The sequence below is a fragment of the Pseudomonas sp. Mb7 genome (genome assembly GCF_054790525.1).
In genome coordinates, this window is sequence record NZ_CP186501.1 from 5,324,563 (window position 1) to 5,349,334 (window position 24,772).

Genomic DNA, 24,772 nt, shown 5'->3' on the forward strand with positions numbered 1-24,772 from the left:
CTGGATTTTCCGGCCATGCAGAAAGAAACCGAAATCAAACTCCGCGTCAGCCGCGAAACCCTCGCCGCCCTGCGCGAGCACCCGTTACTGAAAAAACGCAACAAAAGTGGCTGGGAACGCCGTGAGTTGATGAACCAGTACTTCGACACCCCCGAGCGCGATCTGGCCCAGGCCAAAGTCGCCCTGCGCCTGCGCAAGGACGGTGACGAAGTGATTCAGACCCTCAAGACCCGAGGCCAGAGCGTTGCTGGTCTGTCCGAACGCAATGAATACGACTGGAAGTTGCCGAAAGCCAAGCTCGACGTGAAAAAACTCGACGGCGAATGCTGGCCCGAGTCGCTGGCCGAGCTGGACAAGAAAACCCTGAAGCCGATCTTCACCACCGACTTCGTCCGCGAGCGCGCCGAAATCGCCTGGGGCCGTGGCAAGACCAAAGTGGTCATCGAAGCCGCGCTGGATCTCGGTCACGTTGTGGTAGGCAAGCAGAAAGAAGAAATCTGCGAGCTGGAACTGGAGCTGCGCGAAGGCGAGCCTGCCGCGCTGCTGGAACTGGCCGCCGAACTGGCTGAAACCCTGGCGTTGATGCCGTGTGACATCAGCAAGGCTGAGCGCGGCTACCGTCTATACGACGCCAACAGCTACTCGTTGAGCCTGCCGGCGCCGGAGCTGACCCCGGAAACCCAACTCGACGACGCCTTCGCCGCGCTGAGCTGGCATTTGCTCGGCAGCAGCCAGCGTCTGGCCGAACAGTACCGTTTCAACGGCCACTGGCGCCTGTTGCTCGACTGGGTCGAGAACCTCGCGGAAATGCGCGCCCTGCTCAGCAGCCTCGGCCAGGCCGCGCCGCGTCAGTCGACTCACGATTTGCGCGTCGCGCTTGATGCATTGCTGGAAGACTGGCGTCCGCTGGTACAGGCCGGCATCGAAGATGAAGACGTACGCAAGGCTGCGCCGGAGCAGTTCCTCGAAGAACTGGAAGATCCGCGCTGGGGTCTGTTCTCGCTGAGCACGTCACGCTGGTTGCTGGCCCGTACCTGGACCGCCGACCGCAACGTTCGCGGCAATCGTCAGGGCGGTGCGCAGTTGCATAGCTGGTTGCCGCGCCTGTTGGGCGAAGAAGCTACGGCCCTGCAATTGCAGCGCTATCAGCAGCAGCCGGAAGATCTGGCTGAACAACTGCCGCGTATCGAGCGCATTCAGGTCTGGCTGCACCACGCGCGCAACGTGCTGGAAATCCCGGAAATGGATCGTCTGTACGGCGAGCTGAACAAGTTGGCGCAACTGGCCAACGAGCCGACGATCACTGACGAACTGCTCGACGCGCGCAAGCAACAGGCGATTGCGGTTTACCAGAATCGCGCATGGAAAATGCTCCTGCGTATGTGATGACCCTGTGGCGGGGGGCTGCCCCCGTTGATGATCGTTCCCACGCTCCGCGTGGGAACGATCAGGGTCAGACAGGCAAACTGGTGGTGGACTTGATCTCCGACAACGCCACAATCGAATTCACTTCCTGAATCCCCGGCACCAGCGACAGCTTCTCGAAAAAGAATCGCTCATACGCCTCGATGTCCGCCGCAACAATCCGCAGCAAAAAATCCACCGCCCCCATCAGCACATAACATTCCAGCACTTCCGGAAAGCCACGAATCGCTTCGGTGAACTCAGTGAAGTTCGAACGCCCGTGCGCGTTGAGTTTGATCTCGGCGAAGATCTGCGTGTTCAGGCCAATCTTCTTGCGATCGAGCAAGGTCACCTGGCCACGAATGATGCCCTCCTCCTTCATCCGCTGAATCCGTCGCCAGCACGGTGATTGCGACAGGCCGACCTGCTCGGCGATCTGCGCGCTCGACAGTGAAGCGTCCTCTTGCAGCAAGGCGAGAATCTTGCGGTCGTAGCTGTCCAGCTCACTGTGCATAGAAAAACCTCGATTACGTAATTCCGCGAATTGATCATTTCGATCAATCGTCAATAACGACGATCATAGCCAAGAAATACCCGGCGTCGAATGTAAAAATTCCTCCAGAGATTTTGGAGACTCGCCATGCCGCACCTCGAAGCCGTCACCACCGTGCCAACCCGCGCCGATGTCTGGAACGTCAACAACGCCCATTGCCTGGCGCAGTATCAGATCCTCGCCGAAGCCGAGCCCGACTTGCTGGTGCGGGTGCTCAACCTGTTCGCCCTGCAATTCCTCACACCGGAGCAGGTCAATGTGCAGCGCATGGATGATCTGCTGTCGATCGACCTGGTCATGGGCGGTCTCAGTTGGCATCGCGCGCAAGTGATCGCGGAAAAACTTCGTAACCTGATCAGCGTCTGCTCGGTCAATCTGCAAAACGCCGACAGCGCTTGGGATGCGCGGACGCAAGCGGCCGGCTGACAAGTTCGGCAACGGCTTCGTCGGGTAGTGGCCCAACGGTCTGCGGGGCCGCGACTATCCTTTTGCGCACTGTCGCTCAAAAGGAAGCCCGCATGTCCGTTCAACTTGCCACTCAGGACCGCTGGCTGGAACTCAACGAAGTGCTGCGTGAACTGGTCGCCCAAGGGTTTATTTGCCAGGACTCGGCGGAGCAGGCGCTGAATGCCCGCCGCCGTCTCGCGGCTCATGCTCAGATGCATCCGCTGGAGTTCATCGCCAGCCAGCAACTCGACGACCTCAGCCGGCCAGGCAAACACCTCGACCTGGAAAGCCTGACCCTGTGGCTGGCGCAACAGGCCGGCCAGCCGTACTTGCGTATTGACCCGTTGAAGATCAACGTCGCCGCGATCACACCGTTGATGTCCTACGCCTTCGCACAACGGCACAAGATTCTCGCCGTGGCGGTCGACCGCGATTCGGTGACCGTGGCCAGCGCCCAGCCTTATGTCACCGGCTGGGAGGCCGATCTCACCCACGTATTGAAGCTGCCGATCAAACGGGTGGTGGCCAACCCGGCGGATATCCAGCGCTTCAGCGTCGAGTTCTTCCGCTTGGCCAAATCGGTCAGCGGCGCCAGCAATGCCGATCAGCAGAGCGGTAACCTCGGCAACTTCGAACAACTGCTCAACCTCGGCGCCAGCGATCAGGAGCCGGATGCCAACGATGCGCACATCGTCAACATCGTCGACTGGCTGTTCCAGTACGCCTTCCAGCAGCGCGCCAGCGATATCCACATCGAGCCTCGGCGTGAACAAGGCACGGTGCGCTTTCGCATCGACGGCGTGCTGCACAACGTCTATCAATTCCCGCCGCAGGTGACCATGGCAATTGTCAGTCGCCTGAAAAGCCTCGGGCGGATGAACGTCGCCGAAAAGCGCAAACCCCAGGACGGCCGGGTCAAGACCAAGACCCCGGACGGCGGTGAAGTGGAGCTGCGCCTTTCGACGCTGCCCACCGCGTTCGGCGAAAAAATGGTCATGCGGATTTTCGACCCGGAAGTGCTGCTCAAGGATTTCGACCAGCTGGGTTTCAGTGCCGACGATTTGCGCCGCTGGCAAGACATGACCCGCCAGCCCAACGGCATCATTCTGGTCACCGGGCCGACCGGCTCGGGCAAGACCACCACGCTGTACACCACGCTGAAAAAACTGGCGACGCCGGAAGTGAACCTCTGCACCATCGAAGACCCGATCGAAATGGTCGAGCCGGCGTTCAACCAAATGCAGGTGCAGCACAACATCGACCTGAGCTTCGCCGCCGGGGTGCGTGCGCTGATGCGGCAAGACCCGGACATCATCATGATCGGCGAGATCCGTGACCTTGAAACCGCTGAAATGGCGATTCAGGCGGCGCTCACCGGACACTTGGTGCTGTCGACCCTGCACACCAACGACGCCCCCAGCGCGATCAGTCGTCTGCTCGAACTCGGCGTGCCGCACTACCTGATCAAAGCCACCGTGCTCGGGGTCATGGCCCAGCGTCTGGTGCGCACCTTGTGCCCGCATTGCAAGGCACCGCTGACGCTGGCAGAGGAAGACTGGCAAACCCTGACCCGCCCGTGGCAGGCGCCGCTGCCGGGCAATGCACAACGTGCCATTGGTTGCGTGGAATGCCGCGACACCGGTTATCACGGCCGCGCCGGGGTCTACGAGATCATGCAACTGAGCGACAGCCTCAAGGCGTTCATCACCCCGGACGCCGACCTCACGGCGATTCGTCGGCAGGCGTTCAAGGAAGGCATGCGCAGTTTGCGTCTGTCCGGGGCACAGAAAGTCGCAGCAGGGCTGACGACGGTGGAAGAAGTGCTGCGGGTGACGCCGCAGAGCGAGCAGAAATAAGCCGCCACGGAACCGGATCAGGGAATGGCGATCCAAGGCCCTAGTTAACCCCCTGGAGTCATCTCATCATGCGTCTCAAACTTGCTGTCGCCACTCTGGCCTTGCTGTCCCTTCCCGTTGGTTCGGCCATGGCGGACAGCTTTTGGCGTAACGTCATCTCGTCCGGTGCCACTACCGGTTCGACCTACCTGACCTTCAAGGATCACAAGCTGATCATCGCCGCACAGGACGATGCCGGCAGCTTCGTTGCCAGTGATGGCGGCATTCGCGGACCGTATCTGGAAGCGGCGATGCAGAAAGTCCGCGCCGACAATCCGGGCCTTCAGGCGACCGATATGGAATTGGCGAATGCGATCCTGGCGAAGAACGCCGTGGCTTCCGAGTAAGCCGTTCGCCGAAGCAAAAATGCCGCTCAACAGAGCGGCATTTTTTTGCCCGGATTTCAGGCTTACCACAATCCCTTGTAGGAGTGAGCCTGCTCGCGATAGCGGTGAATCAGTCACCGGAGAATTTGCCTGATACACCGCTATCGCGAGCAGGCTCACTCCTACAGGGGAACTGTGTGAACCTACATATCAGCGGTAATCATCCACCGGTACGCAGGCGCAGAACAGGTTGCGATCGCCGTAAACGTTATCCACCCGATTCACCGCCGGCCAATACTTGTGCGCCTTGGTGTGCGCATCCGGGGTGATGCCCTGCTCGATGCTGTAGGGTCTCTCCCAAACCCCGGTGACATCCGCCAGGGTATGCGGCGCCCGTTTCAACGGGTTGTCCTCGGCCGGCCAGTTGCCGTTTTGCACTTCAGTGATTTCTGCACGAATGCTCAGCATCGCACCGATAAAACGATCCAGTTCAGCCTTCGATTCGCTCTCGGTCGGCTCGACCATCAACGTGCCCGGCACCGGGAAGGACATGGTCGGCGCATGGAAGCCGTAATCCATCAGGCGCTTGGCGACGTCTTCTTCGCTGATCCCGGTCAGCGCCTTTAAGGGCCGCAGGTCGAGAATGCATTCGTGAGCGACCCGCCCGTTGCGCCCGGTGTACAACACCGGGAATGCGCCGGATAAATGCTGCGCCAGATAGTTCGCCGCCAGAATCGCCACCTCGCTGGCATCCGCCAATTGCGGGCCCATCATGGCGATGTACATCCAGCTGATCGGCAGAATGCTCGCGCTGCCCCAGGGCGCCGCGCTGACCGCGCCGTTCTGCGCCAGCGGCCCTTCAATTGGCACCACCGGGTGATTGGCGACAAACGGTGCCAGATGCGCGCGAATGCCGATCGGCCCCATGCCCGGCCCACCGCCGCCGTGAGGGATGCAGAAGGTCTTGTGCAAATTCATGTGCGACACGTCGGCGCCGATGTCCGCCGGCCGCGCCAGCCCGACCTGCGCATTGAGGTTGGCGCCGTCCATGTAGACCTGACCGCCGTACTTGTGGATAACCTCGCAGATCTCGCTGATGCCCTCCTCGTACACACCGTGGGTCGACGGATAGGTCGCCATCAGGCACGACAACTTATCCCCAGCCTCGGCGGCTTTCGCTTTCAGATCCTCCAGATCGACGTTGCCCGCCTCGTCGCACTCGACGATCACTACGCGCATCCCGGCCATTTGCGCCGAGGCCGGGTTGGTGCCATGGGCCGAGGACGGAATCAGGCAGATCTCCCGCGCCCCCTGCTGACGGCTTTCGTGGTATTTGCGGATCGCTAGCAACCCGGCGTACTCGCCCTGAGCGCCGGAGTTGGGCTGCATGCAGATCGCATCGAACCCGGTGATTGCGCACAGCCAGCGCTCCAGCTCCTCGATCATCAGCGTATAACCGACCGCCTGCTCACGCGGCACGAACGGATGCAGGTCGGCGAATTGCGGCCAGGTAATCGGGATCATTTCGCTGGTGGCGTTGAGTTTCATCGTGCACGAGCCCAGCGGGATCATCGACTGATTGAGCGCCAGATCCTTGTTCTCCAGTTGCTTGAGATAACGCAGCATCTCGGTTTCGCTGTGATGGGCGTTGAACACCGGGTGACGCAGGTAAGGGGTGTTGCGCTGGAGATTGTCGGGGATACCGGAATAAAGGGTTTCGGCGTCGAGTTCCTCGACGTTCAACCCATGATCGGCACCGAGCAGCACATCGAACAAATTCGCCACGGTGCGTTCATCGCAGGTCTCATCGAGACTCAACCCGACCCGACCGCGCCCGAGAATCCGCAGATTTATCTGCGCAGCCTGGGCACTCTCGATGATCGCCGTTTGCGCACCGCCGACGTCCAGCGTCAGCGTGTCGAAGAATTGTGCGTTGACCCGACTGATGCCCTTGCGCTCAAGCCCAGCCGCCAAAATGCAGGTCAGTCGATGCGTGCGCTGGGCGATGCGCTTCAAGCCTTCCGGGCCGTGATAGACCGCGTAGAAACTGGCAATGTTGGCCAGCAGGACTTGTGCGGTACAGATGTTCGAATTGGCCTTCTCACGACGAATATGTTGTTCGCGGGTTTGCAGCGCCATGCGCAATGCGACGTTACCCCGAGCGTCCTTCGACACGCCGATGATCCGCCCGGGAATCGCCCGTTTGTATTCCTCGCGGCTAGCAAAGAATGCTGCGTGCGGCCCGCCGTATCCCATCGGCACGCCGAATCGCTGGGAGGAACCGAACACTACATCGGCACCCAACTCGCCCGGCGGCGTCAGCAACAGCAGACTCAATAAATCCGTCGCGACACAAGCCAGCGCCTGTTGCGCATGCAGGTGGTCGATCAATGGCCGCAGATCGTGAATCTCGCCGTGGGTGTCGGGATACTGCAGCAATGCGCCGAACACCTGATGTTGTTTCAAGTTATCCACAGCGTCGATGATCAGCTCGAAACCGAAGCCTTCGGCACGGGTCTGCACCACGGAAATGGTTTGCGGGTGGCAGTTCTCATCGACGAAAAACAGATTGCTCTTCGACTTCGCCACACGCTTGGCGAGTGCCATGGCTTCGGCAGCCGCCGTCGCTTCATCGAGCAGCGAAGCGTTGGCCAACTCGAGGCCGGTGAGGTCGATGGTCAGTTGCTGGAAATTCAACAGCGCTTCGAGCCGGCCTTGAGCGATCTCCGGTTGATACGGCGTGTACGCGGTGTACCAGCCGGGATTTTCCAGCACATTGCGCAGGATGACGGTTGGCGTCAGGGTGCCGTGGTAGCCCATACCGATCAGGCTGGTCCAGACCTGATTCTGCTCGGCGTAACTGCGCAGCTTGGCCAGCGCGGCTTGTTCATCCAGCGCGGGTGGCAGCTCGAGCGCGCGATTGAAGCGAATGCCTGGCGGCACCGTTTGCTCGATCAGTTCAATTCGACTACCGAGGCCAAGGCTGTCGAGCATCGCCTGTTGCTCGGCTGCATCGGGGCCGAGGTGACGGCGCAGGAAGGCATCGGGATCGCGTAACTGGCTCAGGGACGGCAACTGGGACATGACGGGCTCTCTCTTGGCTGGCGCTCGGCGTCAATGCAACACGGTCAAACCAGCATAGCAGCCGATGTGGCAACCCATTTTCAGTGCACCCCGTCCCCCTGTAGGAGTGAGCCTGCTCGCGATTGCGGTGTGTCAATCGCATTAATGAGTCTGAAAGAACGCTATCGCGAGCAGGCTCACTCCTACAGGGGATTTGTATCGTGCATAAAAAAGCCCCGACAAGTCGGGGCTTTGGGTATTGCTTAGAACTTACTCGCCGATAGCAGCCTTGTAAGCGCCGGCATCCAGCAGCTTGTCCAGCTCAGCCTTATCGCTTGGCTTGAGCTTGAAGATCCATGCGCCGTACGGATCGGAGTTCAGCAGCTCTGGCGAACCGCCCAGCTCTTCGTTGATCGCGATGACTTCACCGCTGATCGGCGAGTAGATGTCGGAAGCAGCTTTCACCGATTCAACGACGCCAGCCTGATCTTCAGCGGCGAACACCTTGCCTACTTCGGTCAGCTCAACGAACACCACATCGCCCAGCGCTTCCTGCGCGTGATCGCTGATGCCCACGGTGACGGTGCCGTCGGCTTCCAGACGTGCCCATTCATGACTTTCGGCAAAACGCAGTTCAGCGGGAATATTGCTCATCTTCGGTGTCCTCTGGAATTGGGTCAGCGGTCATGCCCGCCGGAAAAAGGTTAGATCAAAGTTTTGCCATGGCGTACGAAGGTCGGTTTGACCACCCGTACCGGGTACCACTTGCCACGGATTTCCACTTCGGCGCGGTCGGCGGTGGCCATCGGAACACGCGCCAGGGCAATCGATTTGCTCAGCGTAGGAGAGAAACTACCACTGGTGATCTCCCCTTCGCCAACATCGGCGATGCGAACCACTTGATGAGCGCGCAAAACACCACGTTCTTCCAGGACCAGACCAACCAGTTTGTGCGCAATGCCGGCAGCTTTTTCCGCCTCCAGCGCAGCACGGCCGATGAACTGGCGGGTGGCCGGTTCCCAGGCAATGCTCCAGGCCATGTTCGAGGCCAATGGCGAAACGTCTTGGTGAATGTCCTGACCGTAGAGGTTCATACCGGCTTCAACCCGCAGGGTATCGCGGGCACCGAGGCCGATCGGGGAAATGCCGGCACCGACCAGATCGTTGAAGAACCCCGGCGCCTGATTGGCCGGCAGGCAGATTTCCAGGCCATCTTCACCGGTATAACCGGTACGCGCGATGAACCAGTCACCGTCGGTATAGCCTTCGAAGGGTTTGAGGTGCTGGATCAGCGTGGCGCGCGACTGGGTCACCAGTTCGGCAATCTTGTGCCGGGCCTGTGGGCCTTGGATGGCGAGCATCGCCAGCTCGGAGCGCTCGTGCAGCTGCACGTCGTAATCGCCGCGCTGCGCGCTCATCCAGGCCAGATCCTGATCGCGGGTCGAAGCGTTGAACACCAGTCGATAAGCGCCGTCGAGGCGGTAGACGATCATGTCGTCGACGATGCCGCCACGCTCGTTGAGCATGGTGCTGTACAACGCACGACCGGGGCGGTGCAGGCGGTCGACATCATTGGCCAGCAAATGCTGCAGCCAGGCCTTGGCCTGGGTGCCGGTGACATCGATCACGGTCATGTGGGAAACATCGAACACCCCGCAATCGCGGCGCACTTCGTGGTGCTCCTCGACCTGCGAGCCGTAATGCAGTGGCATGTCCCAACCGCCAAAATCGACCATCTTCGCGCCGAGGGCGAGATGCAGGTCATACAGAGGCGTACGCTGTCCCATGGGTTTCTCCTTCCGGGCGTGGCGAAGGTGCGGACAGCCGCTGTACGGGGTGAAAGCCGCGAAATAGAAGGCTTTCAGCCGATTTCAGCGAACGGGTCTGTCAGACGAACCGCACCGAATGCCGCGCATTGTAGCCGCATGATTCAGGACTGACGACTAAGTGTTTCGGTGCGCCGAGCGGCGGATCAGTCCGATGACCGGCAATAGACCGACCAGAACCAGGGTCAGCGCTGGCAAAGACGCCCTCGCCCATTCACCTTCACTGGTCATTTCAAAGATCCGCACCGCCAGCGTGTCCCAGCCAAACGGGCGCATCAGCAGGGTCGCGGGCATTTCCTTGAGCACATCGACGAACACCAGCAGCGCCGCGCTCAGCGCGCCGGGCAGCAACAGCGGCAGATACACTTTGAAAAACAGTCGCGGCCCACTGACACCCAGGCTACGTGCTGCTTCGGGCAAAGAGGGCCGTATACGCGCCAGACTGCTTTCCAGCGGCCCGTACGCCACCGCAATAAAACGCACCAGATAGGCCATCAGCAACGCCGCCAGACTGCCAAGCAGCAGCGGTTTGCCCGCGCCGCCGAGCCAACCGGAGAGTGGAATCACCAGCTCGCGATCCAAATAACTGAACGCCAGCATGATCGACACGGCCAACACCGAACCCGGCAAGGCGTAGCCCAGGTTGGCCAGACCAACACCAGAGTTGATCGCCTGCGTCGGCGCCAGCCGCCGGGCAAACGCCAACAACAGCGCAACACTGACGGTAATCAGCGCCGCCATGCCGCCCAAATACAAGGTGTGCAGGATCAGCCCCGCGTAGCGCTCGTCCAGATCGAAACGGCCGCGCTGCCAGAACCAGACGATCAGTTGCAGCAGCGGAATGACGAAGGCGCAGGCGAACACCAGTGCGCACCAGCTCATCGCCGCGAACGCCTTGAGCCCGCGCAAGTGATACAGGGCTTTCACCCGTGGCCGCTCGTTGCCCGCCCGATTGGCGCCACGCGCGCGACGTTCGCCGTAGAGCACCAGCATCACCACCAGCAGCAACAGACTGGCCAGCTGCGCCGCACTCGACAGGCTGAAGAAGCCGTACCATGTCTTGTAGATGGCGGTGGTGAAGGTGTCGAAGTTGAACACCGAGACCGCGCCGAAATCCGCCAGGGTTTCCATCAGCGCCAGTGCCACGCCGGCGCCAATGGCCGGACGCGCCATCGGCAACGCCACACGCCAGAACGCTTGCCACGGCGATTGGCCAAGCACCCGCGCCGCTTCCATCAGGCCTTTACCCTGAGCGAGGAATGCGGTGCGCGCCAACAAGTAAACGTAGGGATAGAAGACCAGCACCAGCACGATGATCACCCCGCCGGTGGAGCGCACCCGTGGCAGGCGCAGATCGGTGCCGAACCATTCGCGCAGCAGGGTTTGTACGGGGCCGGCGAAGTCGAGCAGGCCGACGAAGACGAACGCCAGTACGTAGGCCGGAATGGCAAAGGGCAGCATCAGCGCCCAGTCGAGCCAGCGCCGCCCGGGGAACTCGCAGAGGCTGGTGAGCCAGGCGAGGCTGACACCCAGCAGCGTCACACCGACACCGACGCCAACGACCAGCGTCAGGGTATTGCCCAGCAGGCGCGGCATCTGGGTTTGCCACAGGTGCGACCAGATCTGTTGATCGATGGTCTGCCAGGAGAGCAGCAGAACGCTCAGGGGCAACAGCACCAGCGCGGCGATGGCGAAGACGATGGGATACCAGCGGCGTTGGGCGGGGTGGGCCAAGGAAACAGTCTCGTTCAAATGATTGTGCCCACGCTCTGCGTGGGCACACATCCTGTGACGCTCTGCGTCACGCTGTCGGCGGCACGACGCAGAGCGTCGATGGATGCATTCCCACGCAGAGCGTGGGAACGATCACAAGTCTATCGAAAAAGCCTCAATTCCAACCCGCCCGATCCATCATCCGGATCGCTTCAGCCTGACGCTTGCCCGCCACTTCCACCGGCAAGGTGTCAGCGACAAACTTGCCCCACGCCGCCACTTCTTCCGAAGGCGCCACCGCCGGGTTGGCCGGGAACTCCTGGTTCACGTCAGCAAAGATCTTCTGCGCCTCAGGTGTGGTCATCCACTCAACCAAAGCCTTGGCCGCTTCCGGGTGCGGCGCATGCTTGGTCAAGCCAATGCCCGACAGGTTCACGTGCACGCCACGATCCGCCTGGTTCGGCCAGAACAGTTTCACCGGCAGCTCGGGCTTCTGCTTGTGCAGGCGGCCATAGTAGTAAGTGTTGACGATGCCGACATCGCATTGCCCGGCGTTGATCGCTTCGAGCACCGCGACATCATCGGAGAACACGTCGGTGGAGAGGTTGTTGACCCAGCCCTTGAGGATCTTTTCGGTCTTCTCGGCGCCATGGACTTCGATCATGGTCGCGGTCAGCGACTGGTTGTAGACCTTCTTCGCCGTACGCAGGCACAGGCGCCCTTCCCAGTTCTTGTCGGCCAGTGCTTCGTAGGTGGTCAGCTCGCTCGGCTTCACGCGTTCAGTGGAGTAGGCGATGGTCCGCGCGCGCAGGCTCAGGCCAGTCCAGGCGTGAGTAGACGAGCGATATTGCAGCGGAATGTTGGTATCGATGACTTTCGAAGTGAACGGCTGGAGGATGCCCATCTGCTCGGCTTGCCAGAGGTTGCCGGCGTCAACGGTGAGCAGCAGGTCGGCGGTGGCGTTCTCACCTTCGGCCTTGATGCGCTGCATCAGCGGCGCTTCCTTGTCGGTGATGAACTTGATCTTCACCCCAGTCTTGGCGGTGTACGCATCGAAGACCGGTTTGATCAGCTCATCGATGCGCGACGAGTAAACCACCACCTCATCAGCGGCCTGGGCCGTTGTGCTGCCGATCAGGGTCAGGGCCAGTGCGGTCAGAAGACGCTTGGGTGCCAACATGGGAGTGGTCTCTCGGTCGGGAAATGTGGGCCAAATGATAAGGACTCACATTTACCACCTCAATCGAACTCTTTTTGAAGGAGTTACCAGATGTTGCACAGTTTGAAAATTGTGGTGCCTGGCCGGGCGCCATTGCGAGCAGGCTCACTCCTACAGTTGGAATGCGTTCCCCTGTAGGAGTGAGCCTGCTCGCGATGAGGCCATCAGCAGCAACGAAGAGATCAGGGTTTGGCGAGGGCCGGAAGATCCCCGGTCAACCCAAGGGCTTCACGCACAAACAGCGCCTTCGCTTCCGGCATCTGCTCCACCAGCTTCAACCCGGCATTACGCAACCACCTGACCGGCAACGGATCCGCCTGGAACAACCGCTCAAAGCCTTCCATCGCCGCCATCAGCGCCAGGTTGTGCGGCATGCGCCGACGCTCGTAACGGCTCAGCACCTTCGCATCCGCCAAACGCTCGCCACGCTCGGCCGCCTGCAATAGCACTTCGGCCAACACCGCCGCATCGAGGAAGCCAAGGTTCACACCCTGCCCCGCCAACGGGTGAATGGTGTGCGCCGCATCGCCGATCAACGCCAGGCCTTCAGCCACGTAACGTTTGGCATGACGCTGACGCAGCGGCACGCACAGTCGCGGATCGGCACTGATGACTGCGCCGAGGCGGCCTTCAAAGGCACGCTCCAGCTCTCGGCAGAACGCCGCTTCATCCAGCGCCATCAAGCGCTCGGCTTCGCTCGGCGTGGTCGACCAGACGATCGAACACCAATCCTGCTGCCCGTCACGCTCCAGCGGCAGAAACGCCAATGGCCCGTGATCGGTAAAGCGCTGCCACGCGGTCATCTGGTGCGACTTGCTGCTGCGCACGCTGGTGACGATGGCGTGGTGCATGTAATCCCACTCGCGCGTGGCCATCCCGGTGAGGCGGCGAACGGCCGAGTTGGCACCGTCAGCGGCAATCACCAATGGCGCGCGCAACTGACGACCGTCAGCCAGCGTCAGCAACCAGTCATCGCCCGAGCGGCGCATCTGTTCCAGCCGCGCATTAGCGAGCATGCCCAGATCGCAATCGTGCAAACGGTCGAGCAAGGCGTCCTGCACCACACGGTTTTCGACGATATGACCCAGCACCTCGGCGTGCACACTGCTCGCCGAGAAATGGATCTGCCCGGTGCCGCTGCCGTCCCAGACGTGCATGTCGGTGTACGGGCTGCTGCGGCGCTTGGCGATGCCGTCCCACACGCCGAGGCGTTCGAGGATGCGTTGGCTGGCTGCCGACAGCGCGCTCACACGCGGTTCAAATGCCGCGTCGGCATCGAACGGCTTGACGCTCAGCGGGCTGCCATCGAGCAGCAGGACTTCCAGCCCGCTGTCCTGCAACGCCAACGCCAGGGCGCTGCCGACCATTCCGGCTCCGACAATCAGCAGATCTGCGCGCATTTCCATGCTTTAAGCCTGTCTCGCTTGCGGCTTGAGCCGCACGTATAGGGTTTTACCGACCCGCGCCACCAGATTGCCGGCGCCGTCATGAATGTCGACCTGCAACTGCGGCAGGTATTTCTCGCCGTTGGCGGTTTGCCGGCGAATCTCGGCGAGCAAGGTCTCGTCGATATTGAAGCGGGCGAATACCGGGCCTTTGCCCGGTGCAATGAAATCGATGTCGGCAGCCTTGTCCCAGACAATGTACTTCGAGCCGAGGTTTTCCATGAGCATCAGCATGAAGAACGGGTCGACCATCGAATACAGACTGCCGCCAAACTGAGTGCCGACGTAGTTGCGGTTGTACCAGCCCAGCCCCATCGACACCTGAACGTCGCGGAAATCATCGCTGATATGCCGAACCCGTACACCGGCGCCAAGATACGGCGGGTAGAACGTCATCACCCAACGCATCAACCGCGCCCTGCCGAATTTAGCGGTCAACCACTTAAGCATCCGGACGTGTTCCCAAACCCATGGCCTGACGGGCAAACCAGCGCTTGGCCGGCGGCAACAGATCAAGGCCGAGCAGGCCGATGTTACGGCCCAACGAAACCAATGGCTGCGTGCTGCCGAACAGGCGTGTGACCTGATCGGAAAAACCGACGGTGAGATCCTGATCGAGACGTTGACGCTCGCGATAAGCCTGCAATGTGGCGAAGTCGCCCAGCGGCTTTTCACTGGACAACAATGCGGCGGCCAAGGCATCGGCATCACGCAGTGACAAGTTGAAACCCTGACCGGCAATCGGGTGCAGGCTGTGCGCCGCGTTGCCGAGCACAGCCAGATGCGAGCGCACCTGTTCTTCGGCCTCGACCAGCGTCAGCGGATAAAGATGCCGCGCGCCAACCTGTTTCAACGTGCCGAGGCGATATCCGAACACGCCCTGCAATTCGCTGAGGAAATCGCGCTCGCTCAAATCGGCCAGGCGCTGCGCGTCCATGCCCAAACGGGTCCAGACCAGAGCACAGCGGTTTTCCGGCAGCGGCAGCAAGGCCATCGGCCCTTCGTCGGTGAAACGCTCGAAGGCCATGCCGTTGTGCGCTTCGCTCGGGGTGATGTTGGCGATCAGCGCGCTCTGGTTGTACGGACGCTTGCGCACGTTGATGCCCAACTGCTCGCGCAGACCGGAGCGACCGCCATCGGCGAGCACCGCGAGGTCGCATTCAAGGGTGGTTTCATCATTGAGGGTCAGGCGATAGCCATCGGGCAGCGGTTCCATACGCGTGACTTCCGCCGGGCAGCGCCAACTGATCACGTCTTTATCGATGTGCTGCCACAGGCACTGGCCGAGCCAGGCGTTTTCCACCACATAACCGAGCGCTGGCACACCCTCTTCCATCGCCGACAAGCGCGCGGTAGAGAAACGGCCACGATCGGAGACGTGAATCTGTTTGATCGGCTCGGCGCGACGGGAGATTTCCTGCCACACGCCCAGCCGTTGATAAATCTGCCGCGAGCCGAAGGACAGCGCCGACGAACGTGCGTCGTAGCTCGGCTGCCAACTGTCGCCGGGAGCGAACGGCTCGATCAGGACGATCTTCCAGCCACGCGCCTTGGCCCCGGCCTGCAAGGCCAACGCCAGACTGGCGCCGACCAGACCGCCACCGATGATTGCCAGATTGACTCGACTCATGCCGCGTGGGTCCTTGCTTGCGCCATCAGCGCTTCGATTCCAGCGACGGTTTTCGGCACGCCGCTGGTGAGGATTTCACAACCGGTTCTGGTCACCACCACGTCGTCCTCGATACGTACACCAATGCCGCGCCATTTCTTCGCGACGTTCTGATTGTCCGGGGCGATGTAGATGCCCGGCTCTACGGTCAGCGCCATGCCGACCTCGAGCACTCGCCATTCGCCGCCGACCTTGTACTCACCAACGTCATGCACATCCATACCCAGCCAGTGGCCGGCGCGGTGCATGTAAAAAGCTTTATAGGCTTCGCTGGCGATCAACTCGTCGACCTCGCCATGCAGCAATCCCAGTTTCACCAGCCCCGTGGTAATCACTCGAACCGTGGCTTCGTGCGCTTGATTCCAGTGCTTGTTCGGGGCGATTTCGGCGAACGCGGCTTCCTGCGAGGCCAGCACCAATTCGTAGATCGCTTTCTGCTCGGGCGAAAACTTGCCGTTGACCGGCCAGGTGCGGGTGATATCGCTGGCGTAGCAGTCGATCTCGCAACCGGCGTCGATCAACACCAGATCGCCGTCCTTGAGCAACGCGTCATTCTGCTGGTAATGCAGGATGCAGCTATTGCGCCCGGCGGCGACGATCGAACCATAAGCCGGCATTTTCGCCCCGCCCTTGCGGAATTCGTAGTCGAGTTCGGCTTCGAGGCTGTACTCGTAGAGCCCGGCCCGACTGGCCTGCATCGCGCGGATGTGGGCTTGCGCCGAGATCCGTGCGGCTTCGCGCATCACCTTCACTTCTGCCGCCGATTTATACAGACGCATGTCGTGCAGCAGATGATCCAGGGCAACGAATTCGTTCGGCGGCTGGGCGCCGAGGTGCGCCTTGGAGCGGATCACGTTGATCCAGTCCATCAGGTGACGGTCGAATTCAGGGTTGCTGCCCATCGCCGAATACACCCGGTCGCGGCCTTCGATCAGGCCGGGGAGGATGTCGTCGATGTCGGTAATAGGGAAAGCGTCGTCGGCACCGAAGTCGCGGATCGCGCCCTCTTGCCCGGCGCGCAAACCGTCCCACAATTCGCGTTCGGCGTTGCGCTCACGGCAGAACAGCACGTATTCGCCATGTTCACGGCCGGGCATCAAAACGATGACGGCTTGCGGCTCGGGAAATCCGCTGAGGTACTGGAAGTCGCTGTCCTGACGGTAGACATGCTCGACGTCGCGGTTGCGAATGGCGACCGCGGCGGCGGGCAGGATCGCGATGCTGTTGGGTTCCATCTGCGCCATCAGGGCCTTGCGGCGACGGCTGTATTCCGCTTTCGGGATATGGGTCATGGGCAGATGGCTTTCCCTGGCACGCGATTAATGCAGCGACGGCTTGGCGGCTGGCGGCACGTCGGCTTTCTTGGTTTCCGAGAACAGCAGCAACGGCGCAACGCGCAGGTACTCCATGACTTCCATGTAGTCGGTTTCGCCGTCTTCGGATTCTTCGAGAGCATCCTGCACTTGGGAAATGGCGGCCAGATCCTGCAGCACTTCGGTGGCTTCAGTGCTGAGCATGCTGCTGTCGCGGCAGTTCAGGCCGAAACCGCTGAGGAAGCCCTGGCACCATTGGCCCAGTGCAGCGGCGCGGTCAGCCAGCGGTGCGTCATCGGTCGGCAGCAGCAGAACGACAGTGACGTCGTCGCCGGTCAGCTCGCCTTTGACCATCTCTTGCAGGCCGATGAGGGCGTTACGGACGTTGTCCTGGATATCGCCTTCGAGCAGTTCGGCGGCGTCGATCAACCAGCCTTCGTTATCGAAGCCGGCACCGGCGCAACTGCGCCCGAGCAGCACGCCGTGCAGTTCGGCAGGCGAAACGTTGTGGCCGCTGGAAGTCAGCAGGGTGGCAAAGGCTTGGTACGGGGAATTCGCATTGGTCATGGGCAGCTAGGCGCCAGACGGCGCTATGTCTAGAATGAAGGCCTTGTATCCTACATCGACAGACTCGCCAAGACTATTAAAGGCTGTCCGCCAGCTACCCCCCATCAGACGAACACGTGGACACAATGGAAGACACCGACCTGCAAGCGCTGATGGCCAGACTCGAACTGTTGATTGGCCGAGTCGAGCAACTAAAGAGTCAAAATGCACTCTTACTAGCTCAGGAAAAGACCTGGCGCGAGGAACGCGCTCACCTCATTGAAAAAAACGAAATCGCCCGGCGTAAGGTCGAATCGATGATTTCGCGCCTCAAGGCCCTGGAGCAAGACTCATGAGTTCAAGCAATAGCGTCACCGTGCAGATCCTCGATAAAGAATATTCGATCATCTGCCCGCAGGAAGAACGCAGCAATCTGGTCAGTGCCGCGCGCTATCTGGATGGCAAGATGCGTGAGATCCGCAGCAGCGGCAAAGTCATCGGTGCCGACCGTATCGCCGTGATGGCCGCGCTGAACATCACCCATGACCTCTTGCACAAAGAAGAGCGTCCGGACATCCAGGCCAGCGGTTCGACCCGTGAACAGGTGCGTGACTTGCTCGATCGTGTCGATCTGGTGCTCGCCGACGATCAGAACACCAGCAAGGGCTGATTCAACTGGCCGCTTGCGGTATACTCGCGGCACTCCCTGGGGTGCTTGCCAGTTGACGATGTCCCTGAGCCGATTCGCACTACCCTGGAAGTTGCACGTTGGGCTGGTGTGCATGTCCGCTAGACGGAAAGCCTTAAAGTCTACTGCATCTTCCACCTTGAACTTTCGGGTTCAAGGGCTAAGTTGACAGCGGTTCATCCGGGGAGCCTGATTCGAATCCGATGTCGGTGAAAACCGCCATCGGATTTTTTATGCGTACGTTTTCGTCCAACCTGCCGAAGCCGAACCATGACCGAACCCGCGCTGCTGCCCCGCCCGCAACTCCGCCGCCTGCTGCGCAAGGCGCGTCGTGCGCTGACCAAGAGCGAACAACGCCAGGCCGCCAAGGGCCTGTACCGGCAACTGGCGCAAGACCCGCACTTTCGCCGGGCCAGACATATCTCTTTGTATTTGCCCACCGATGGTGAAATCGATCCGCGCCTTCTGCTGCGCGAAGCCCAACGTCGGGGTAAATCGACTTATCTGCCGGTGCTCAGCGCCTGGCCACGCACCAAGATGGTTTTCCAACGCATTCGTCCCGGCGAGAAACTTAAACCCAATCGCTTCCGCATTCTCGAGCCGCGAGCCAATCTGGCACAGCAACGCAAGGTCTGGGCACTGGATCTGGTGTTATTGCCGTTGGTAGGGTTTGACGATGTCGGCGGGCGACTGGGGATGGGCGGCGGTTTCTATGATCGCAGCCTGGCGTATCTGGCTCGGCGAAAAAGCTGGCGCAAGCCTACGCTACTGGGCCTGGCCCATGAATGTCAGAAAGTCGAACGCTTGGCGCAGGCAAGCTGGGATGTACCGTTACAAGGCACGGTCAGCGACAAGGCGTGGTATTTCGCGGGATAGGACGCCGCGCAGATCAGCGGCGTCGAGAAAGCCGTTTCAGCGTTTGAAGGCTGTCGACTGTTGCACCTGTTGCGCGACTTCAATCGGCGCGTCGGCCTTGTTCGACCACAAGCTCTGCGCATAACCGGTGGTTACGACGCCCAAGCCAAACAAAATTACCAAAGTCCATAGTAGATCCGGTTTGCGTTTCATCGATTGCCCCCCTCAAGGCACATCATCACGATGACAGCAGCGGTTTCCGTTCGTAGGCCGTGCAGCAGCGTCAAGCTTTAAAGGCCGGCATTTTGCGACAACGTGAACCTGCGCGCAAACGCTGACGTCAACCGACTGTCGGTTTGTCATAAAATTGCCCGACAACCTGCCCAATGACCGTTTCAGGAGCAAAAACCATGGCCTATTGGCTGATGAAGTCCGAGCCCGACGAACTCTCTATCAAAGGTCTGGAAAAGCTCGGCACAGCGCGCTGGGACGGAGTTCGCAACTATCAGGCGCGTAACTTCCTGCGCTCGATGGCCGTGGGTGACGAGTTCTTTTTCTACCATTCCAGCTGCCCGGAGCCGGGGATTGCAGGGATTGGCAAGATTATCGAAGCGGCGTACCCGGATCCCACCGCACTGGAGCCGCAGAGTCATTACTTCGATGCGAAAGCTACACCCGAGAAAAACGCCTGGAGCGCGATTGATGTTGCCCACGTAGAGACGTTCGCCCGGGTATTGAAGCTGGATTACCTCAAGCAGCAAACCGCGCTGGCCGACATGCCACTGGTGCAAAAAGGCAGTCGCCTGTCGGTCATGCCCGTGACGGCCGAACAGTGGGCCGCCGTGCTCGGCTTGCGCTGAGAACTGCCCGGTCACGGTTATTAGCCGAAAAAGGGGCTAGGCTTGGCGCTCGGTTGACTGACATCAAGCGACTGCAACGCTTGAACAGTCAGACTGCACGCCACAGCCGCAGGATGCCCCCATGTCGACGCACAGCCGCTCTTCACTTTTATACGCCGGGTCGCTTCTGGTGTTACTCGCCGCCGCCGGCGGGCTCGGTTACTGGATGTCGATCAGCAGCCGTCTGGTCGAAGGGCTGTCGATGGGCAACGGGCGGCTGGAAGCCACCGAAGTGCAGATCGCCAGCAAGACACCTGGACGCCTGGCCGAGGTGCTGGTCGATGAAGGCGACAAGGTCAACAAGGGCCAACTGCTCGCGCGCATGGATACCCGCACCCTCGAAGCCCAGCGCACTCAAGCCGAAGCCGAAGTCTTGCGCGCCCGGGAAAACCTCAACGCCGCCGAGGCCAATGTGCAATTGCGCCAGAGTGAATTGCTGCTGGCCCAGCAGGAACTCGGGCGCTCTCAGTCGCTGTTCAAGCACGGTTTCGTCAGCGCCCAGGTTATCGATCAATTGCAGTCGCGTATCGGCACCGGCAATGCTGCCGTGACGGCGGCCCGCGCCCAAGTGTCGGCGGTCGCTGCAGCGATCGGCGCGGCGCAGGCACAGGTCGCTCAACTGACCAGCGAAATCGACGACAGCAGCCTGCGCGCGCCGATTGATGGGGTGATCCAGTTGCGCATGGCCGAACCCGGCGAAGTGCTGGGGGCCGGTGGCCGCGTCCTGCTGTTGATTGATCCCAACGATCAGTACATGAACCTCTACCTGTCTGCCTCGGTGGCCGGGCGTCTGGCCGTAGGCGATGAAGCCCGGGTGCTGCTCGATGCCCTGCCCGACAAACCCTTGCCGGCGAAGATCAGTTTCGTCGCCGGCAAATCGCAGTTCACCCCCAAAGAGGTCGAGACCCGTGACGAGCGGCAAAAACTGGTGTTCCGCGTCAAGCTGCGCCTGACCCAACCCAGCGCCGTGCCGCAAGCCAAGCCCGGCATGCCCGGCGCCGGTTATGTGCGCACCGCGCCGATTGCCTGGCCGGCCAATCTGCAATGAACAGCCTCGCGGTTCAGGCGAACGCTATCGCGCACCGCTACGGCAAACAGCAAGCACTGAGCGATATCACCTTCAGCCTGCCAGCCGGCACCCGTTGCGGGCTGATCGGCCCCGATGGCGCGGGCAAGTCCAGCCTGCTCGGGCTGATCGCCGGCGTGAAGGCCTTGCAGCAAGGGCAACTGGACGTCCTCGGCGGGCCGATCCAGCAGCGCCGCCACCGCGACACGCTGTATGCGCGCATCGCCTTCATGCCCCAGGGCTTGGGCGGCAACCTGTATCCCGAGTTGTCGATCCGCGAAAACATCCAGTTCTTTGCCACGCTGTTCGGCCTGTCGAAAGCCGACAGCGAGCAACGCATGCACAATCTGCTGCTCGCCACCGACCTGCTAAAGTTCGCCGAGCGCCCTGCAGGCAAGTTGTCCGGCGGCATGAAACAGAAGCTGGGCCTGTGCTGCGCGCTGATCCATGAGCCGGATCTGTTGATTCTCGATGAGCCGACCACCGGCGTCGACCCGCTCTCACGCCGACGCTTCTGGGAGCTGATCGACGATGTACGGCGCGAGCGCCCGCAATTGACCCTGCTGGTCGCCACTGCGTATATGGAAGAAGCTGAACAGTTCGAGCATTGCCTGATGCTCGACAACGGCCAGTTGATTGCCACCGGTCTGAGCCGCGAGCTAGCGGCCGTCACCCCCAGCGGCAAACTCGATGAAGCCTTCACACACTTCCAGGGCGACAGTCATCACGACGCTCAGCCGTTGGTCATTCCGCCGCGTACTGGCGGTACCACCGACATTGCCATCGAAGCCCACGACCTGACGCTGCGCTTCGGCGACTTCACTGCGGTGGATCACGTCAGCTTCGCCATCGGTCGCGGCGAGATTTTCGGTTTTCTCGGCTCCAACGGCTGCGGCAAGACCACGACCATGAAAGTCCTGACCGGGCTGATGCCGGCCAGCGAAGGCAGCGCGACACTGCTGGGCAATCCGGTGAACGCCAAGGATCTGGCCACGCGCAAGCGGGTCGGCTTCATGTCCCAGAGCTTTTCGCTGTATGGCGAACTCAGCGTGCGGCAGAACCTTGAGCTGCACGCCCGTCTGTTCGACTTGCCCAAGTCCGAAAGCGCGCAACGCATCGACGCATTGATTCAGCGCTTCAACCTGCTCAGCGTCGCCGATCAGCCGTCCGGTGCCCTGCCTCTCGGGCTGCGTCAACGCCTGTCGCTGGCGGTCGCGGTGTTGCATCGTCCGGAAGTGCTGATCCTCGATGAGCCGACCTCCGGCGTCGACCCGGCAGCCCGTGATGACTTCTGGCGACTGCTGATCGAACTGTCCCGCGAGCAAGGCGTGACGATTTTTCTCTCCACCCACTTCATGAACGAAGCCCAGCGCTGCGACCGCATTTCGCTGATGCAAGCCGGCAAAGTCCTCGCTTGCGACACCCCGGCAGCGCTGCAGCGTCAGTTTGCCGGAGAGACGCTGGAAGCCGCTTTCGTGACGTGTCTGGAACAGGCCCAAGGCACTGCCCCATCGCCTCCCGCGAGTGAATCGCCGACAGCGCCGACAGCGCCATCAGCGCCAGCCGCCGCGCCGCCAGACCAGCAACGCGGTTTCAGCCTCGGTCGCCTGCTGGCCGTGGCCAGTCGCGAAGGCAAGGAGCTGCTGCGCGACAAAGTGCGCATGGCTTTTGCGCTGGCGGGGGCGATTTTCATGATGGTGATTTTCGGCTATGGAATTTCCCTCGACGTAGAGAACCTCGCGTTCGCCGTTTACGATCAGGATCAAACCCCGCAGAGCCGAACCTATCTGGAAGCCTTTCGCGGCTCGCGCTACTTCGATGAACGGCCAGCCATCCACGACGCTCAAGAGCTGCACCGCCGCCTGCAACGCTCGGAAATCAAACTGGCGCTGGAAATCCCGCCCGGATTTGGCCGCGACCTGTACGCCGGACGCCAGCCTGCGGTGGCGGCGTGGCTGGACGGCGGCATGCCGTTTCGCGCCGAGACCAGCCGCAATTATGTCGAAGCAGTGCACCTGGCCAACCTGCAACAGTTGGCCGAACAGAGCAGCCCCGCCATCAACCACCAGGCGGGTGCCAGCCTGGAAACGCGCTTTCGCTACAACCAGGATGTGGTCAGCGTCAACGCTATTGGCCCCGGGGTCATGGCGCTGATTCTGGCGTTCATTCCGGCTATGCTCACCGCACTCGGCATCGTGCGCGAAAAAGAACTCGGCTCGATCACCAACTTCTACGCCACGCCCCTGACCCGCCTGGAGTTTCTGCTGGGCAAACAGGCGCCATACCTGCTGGTCAGTCTGGTCAATCTCGCGCTGCTGGTGGCGATGAACCGCTGGCTGTTTGGCGTGCCGTTCAAGGGCAGCCTGCTGACGCTGGCGTTTGGCGGCCTGCTGTATGTGCTAGCGACCACTAGCATGGGCCTGCTGATCTCGGCGTTCACCCGCACGCAAATCGCCGCGATCCTCGGCACCATGATCATTACCAGCCTGCCGACCATCCAGTTCTCCGGACTTATCGTGCCGCGTTCTTCACTGGAAGGAGCGGCTGCGGTGATGGGCATGCTGTTTCCGGCAGGACACTTTCTCGACATTGCCGTGGGGACGTTCACCAAAGCGCTGGACCTGCGGCAGCTGTGGCCGCAGTGCCTGGCGCTGTTCGGGTTCTTTGTCGGGTTCACCGGGCTGAGCCTGATCATGCTGAAAAAGCAGGAGGCCTGATGCACAAGTTCGCGCACATCCTGCGCCTGGGGCTCAAGGAACTGACCAGCCTGCGCCACGACAGCGTGTTGCTGCTGTTCCTGTTCTACGCCTTCACCGTGGCGATCTACATGCCTGCCGCCGGCTCGGTGATCGGCGTGCACAACGCCAGCGTGGCGATCGTCGACGAAGACCACAGCGCCCTCTCGCGCCAGTTGGCCCAGGCCCTGCAACCGCCGGAATTCCAGACGCCAGTGCTGCTCCCCTACCCGCAACTGGACCAGGTCATGGACAGCGGCCAGTACACTTTCGTGATCAACATTCCGGCGGGGTTTCAAACCGATCTACTGGCGGCGCGGCAACCGGCCATTCAGGTCAACGTCGATGCCACCGCGATGAGCCAGGCGTTCATGGGCGCTGGCTACATCAGCCGGATTTTCCAGCGCGAGCTGCAGGCCTATGGCGACCAGGGCGATGCCGCGAGCAAAACGCCGATTCAACTGACCACCCGCGCGCTGTTCAACACCAACCTGGAGGGTGGCTGGTTTCTGGCGGTGATTCAGATCGTCAACAACATCACCATTCTGGCAATCATCCTCACGGGCACGGCGCTGCTGCGCGAACGCGAGCACGGCACGCTTGACCATTTGCTGGTGCTGCCGCTGACGGCGCTGGAAATCATGCTGGCGAAAATCTGGAGCAACCTGCTGGTGGTGGTGCTGTGCACCTGGCTGTCGCTGGAGGTGGTGGTCAAAGGCGCACTCGGCGTGCCGCTGTCCGGCTCGATGAGCCTGTTTTTGCTGGTGACTGCGGTTTATCTGTTTGCCAGTACCGCGTTGGGGATCTTTCTGGCGACACTCGCACGCTCGACACCGCAGTTCGGCTTGCTGGCGATTCCGGTGATCATCCCGATGTTGCTGCTGTCGGGTGGCAGCACGCCATTGGACAGCATGCCGCAATGGCTGCAGTGGGTCATGCAGGGCTCGCCGTCCACACATTTTGTCAGCCTCAGCGCCGCGATTCTGTTTCGCGACGCCGGGCTGAGCGTGGTCTGGCCGGACTTGCTGGCGCTGACGGCCATCGGCCTGCTGTTCTTCGTCATCGCGCTGGCGCGCTTTCGCAAAAGCCTGGCGTCCTGAACAGCAGCCA

At 61.2% G+C, this 24,772-nt stretch carries 23 protein-coding genes and 1 other RNA gene; 12 read left to right on the forward strand and 12 right to left on the reverse strand.

Annotated elements, in window-relative coordinates; translation table 11 throughout:
• Positions 1-15: 15 nt before the first annotated feature.
• The gene (locus ACOYXH_RS24075) at positions 16-1,386 is read left to right on the forward strand and encodes a CYTH domain-containing protein (protein ID WP_220557148.1); all 1,371 of its coding nucleotides are present in this window, start codon (positions 16-18) and stop codon (positions 1,384-1,386) included.
• A gap of 67 nt (positions 1,387-1,453) precedes the next feature.
• Here ACOYXH_RS24075 and ACOYXH_RS24080 read toward each other — a convergent pair whose 3' ends face one another.
• Positions 1,454-1,918, reverse strand: a complete 465-nt coding sequence (locus ACOYXH_RS24080; RefSeq protein WP_016983809.1) for an Lrp/AsnC family transcriptional regulator — start codon at positions 1,916-1,918, stop codon at positions 1,454-1,456.
• Positions 1,919-2,044: 126 nt separating this feature from the next.
• On the opposite strand from ACOYXH_RS24080, the gene ACOYXH_RS24085 reads away from it, so the two are divergent.
• From ACOYXH_RS24085 to ACOYXH_RS24095, 3 genes are all read left to right on the forward strand, one after another.
• Complete coding sequence (locus ACOYXH_RS24085) at positions 2,045-2,383, forward strand: hypothetical protein (protein WP_095049401.1); 339 nt, start codon at positions 2,045-2,047, stop codon at positions 2,381-2,383.
• Between the two features lie 92 nt (positions 2,384-2,475).
• Positions 2,476-4,260, forward strand: a complete 1,785-nt coding sequence (locus ACOYXH_RS24090; protein ID WP_095125819.1) for a GspE/PulE family protein — start codon at positions 2,476-2,478, stop codon at positions 4,258-4,260.
• A gap of 65 nt (positions 4,261-4,325) precedes the next feature.
• Positions 4,326-4,646: a DUF2388 domain-containing protein gene (locus ACOYXH_RS24095; RefSeq protein WP_171057234.1), complete on the forward strand. Its 321-nt coding sequence runs from the start codon at positions 4,326-4,328 to the stop codon at positions 4,644-4,646.
• A 189-nt stretch (positions 4,647-4,835) separates the two neighbouring features.
• Here ACOYXH_RS24095 and gcvP read toward each other — a convergent pair whose 3' ends face one another.
• The 10 genes from gcvP to ACOYXH_RS24145 form a co-directional block, all read right to left on the reverse strand.
• On the reverse strand, positions 4,836-7,709 hold the full coding sequence (gene gcvP / locus ACOYXH_RS24100; protein WP_220557149.1) for an aminomethyl-transferring glycine dehydrogenase: 2,874 nt from the start codon (positions 7,707-7,709) through the stop codon (positions 4,836-4,838).
• 249 nt (positions 7,710-7,958) lie between these two features.
• Positions 7,959-8,342 carry a glycine cleavage system protein GcvH gene (gene gcvH / locus ACOYXH_RS24105; RefSeq protein WP_095049398.1) on the reverse strand — a complete coding sequence of 128 codons (384 nt, stop codon included), beginning with the start codon at positions 8,340-8,342 and terminating at the stop codon, positions 7,959-7,961.
• A 50-nt stretch (positions 8,343-8,392) separates the two neighbouring features.
• Positions 8,393-9,475: a glycine cleavage system aminomethyltransferase GcvT gene (gcvT, locus tag ACOYXH_RS24110; RefSeq protein WP_320413629.1), complete on the reverse strand. Its 1,083-nt coding sequence runs from the start codon at positions 9,473-9,475 to the stop codon at positions 8,393-8,395.
• A 156-nt stretch (positions 9,476-9,631) separates the two neighbouring features.
• A complete protein-coding gene (locus tag ACOYXH_RS24115) occupies positions 9,632-11,248 on the reverse strand; it encodes an ABC transporter permease (protein WP_095049396.1) in 1,617 nt (538 codons plus the stop codon).
• Positions 11,249-11,402: 154 nt separating this feature from the next.
• Entirely contained in the window at positions 11,403-12,407 is a 1,005-nt protein-coding gene (locus ACOYXH_RS24120; RefSeq protein WP_460409986.1) for an extracellular solute-binding protein, read from the reverse strand.
• Positions 12,408-12,628: 221 nt separating this feature from the next.
• Complete coding sequence (locus ACOYXH_RS24125; protein WP_177409260.1) at positions 12,629-13,846, reverse strand: 2-octaprenyl-3-methyl-6-methoxy-1,4-benzoquinol hydroxylase; 1,218 nt, start codon at positions 13,844-13,846, stop codon at positions 12,629-12,631.
• A gap of 9 nt (positions 13,847-13,855) precedes the next feature.
• Positions 13,856-14,341, reverse strand: coding sequence for a DUF4442 domain-containing protein (locus ACOYXH_RS24130; RefSeq protein ID WP_460409987.1), 486 nt, complete (start codon positions 14,339-14,341; stop codon positions 13,856-13,858).
• Complete coding sequence (ubiH, locus tag ACOYXH_RS24135) at positions 14,334-15,521, reverse strand: 2-octaprenyl-6-methoxyphenyl hydroxylase (RefSeq protein ID WP_095049392.1); 1,188 nt, start codon at positions 15,519-15,521, stop codon at positions 14,334-14,336. The genes ACOYXH_RS24130 and ubiH overlap by 8 nt, the downstream gene beginning before the upstream one ends.
• Entirely contained in the window at positions 15,518-16,852 is a 1,335-nt protein-coding gene (gene pepP, locus ACOYXH_RS24140) for a Xaa-Pro aminopeptidase (protein ID WP_460409988.1), read from the reverse strand. The genes ubiH and pepP overlap by 4 nt, the downstream gene beginning before the upstream one ends.
• Before the next feature lie 27 nt (positions 16,853-16,879).
• Positions 16,880-17,440 carry a YecA/YgfB family protein gene (locus tag ACOYXH_RS24145; RefSeq protein WP_095049390.1) on the reverse strand — a complete coding sequence of 187 codons (561 nt, stop codon included), beginning with the start codon at positions 17,438-17,440 and terminating at the stop codon, positions 16,880-16,882.
• Positions 17,441-17,565: 125 nt separating this feature from the next.
• Here ACOYXH_RS24145 and ACOYXH_RS24150 point away from each other — a divergent pair, with 125 nt between their 5' ends.
• The 4 genes from ACOYXH_RS24150 to ACOYXH_RS24165 all read left to right on the forward strand — a co-directional run bounded on the left by ACOYXH_RS24150 (position 17,566) and on the right by ACOYXH_RS24165 (position 18,983).
• Positions 17,566-17,775 carry a TIGR02449 family protein gene (locus tag ACOYXH_RS24150; protein ID WP_007911197.1) on the forward strand — a complete coding sequence of 70 codons (210 nt, stop codon included), beginning with the start codon at positions 17,566-17,568 and terminating at the stop codon, positions 17,773-17,775.
• Entirely contained in the window at positions 17,772-18,089 is a 318-nt protein-coding gene (locus ACOYXH_RS24155; protein ID WP_093429754.1) for a cell division protein ZapA, read from the forward strand. Before ACOYXH_RS24150 ends, ACOYXH_RS24155 begins: the two co-directional genes overlap by 4 nt.
• A gap of 30 nt (positions 18,090-18,119) precedes the next feature.
• A non-coding RNA gene (gene ssrS, locus ACOYXH_RS24160) (6S RNA) lies at positions 18,120-18,298 on the forward strand.
• A gap of 79 nt (positions 18,299-18,377) precedes the next feature.
• Positions 18,378-18,983, forward strand: a complete 606-nt coding sequence (locus ACOYXH_RS24165; protein ID WP_093429753.1) for a 5-formyltetrahydrofolate cyclo-ligase — start codon at positions 18,378-18,380, stop codon at positions 18,981-18,983.
• Positions 18,984-19,019: 36 nt separating this feature from the next.
• Here the strand turns inward: ACOYXH_RS24165 and ACOYXH_RS24170 are convergent, their stop codons facing one another.
• Positions 19,020-19,175: a hypothetical protein gene (locus ACOYXH_RS24170; protein WP_016985917.1), complete on the reverse strand. Its 156-nt coding sequence runs from the start codon at positions 19,173-19,175 to the stop codon at positions 19,020-19,022.
• Between the two features lie 197 nt (positions 19,176-19,372).
• On the opposite strand from ACOYXH_RS24170, the gene ACOYXH_RS24175 reads away from it, so the two are divergent.
• The 4 genes from ACOYXH_RS24175 to ACOYXH_RS24190 all read left to right on the forward strand — a co-directional run bounded on the left by ACOYXH_RS24175 (position 19,373) and on the right by ACOYXH_RS24190 (position 24,762).
• Positions 19,373-19,822: an EVE domain-containing protein gene (locus ACOYXH_RS24175; RefSeq protein WP_095049389.1), complete on the forward strand. Its 450-nt coding sequence runs from the start codon at positions 19,373-19,375 to the stop codon at positions 19,820-19,822.
• Positions 19,823-19,943: 121 nt separating this feature from the next.
• Positions 19,944-20,909, forward strand: a complete 966-nt coding sequence (locus tag ACOYXH_RS24180; protein WP_095049388.1) for an HlyD family secretion protein — start codon at positions 19,944-19,946, stop codon at positions 20,907-20,909.
• Positions 20,906-23,644, forward strand: coding sequence for a ribosome-associated ATPase/putative transporter RbbA (rbbA, locus tag ACOYXH_RS24185; RefSeq protein ID WP_460409989.1), 2,739 nt, complete (start codon positions 20,906-20,908; stop codon positions 23,642-23,644). The genes ACOYXH_RS24180 and rbbA overlap by 4 nt, the downstream gene beginning before the upstream one ends.
• On the forward strand, positions 23,644-24,762 hold the full coding sequence (locus tag ACOYXH_RS24190; protein WP_095049386.1) for an ABC transporter permease: 1,119 nt from the start codon (positions 23,644-23,646) through the stop codon (positions 24,760-24,762). Before rbbA ends, ACOYXH_RS24190 begins: the two co-directional genes overlap by 1 nt.
• The last annotated feature ends 10 nt before the right edge of the window (positions 24,763-24,772 follow it).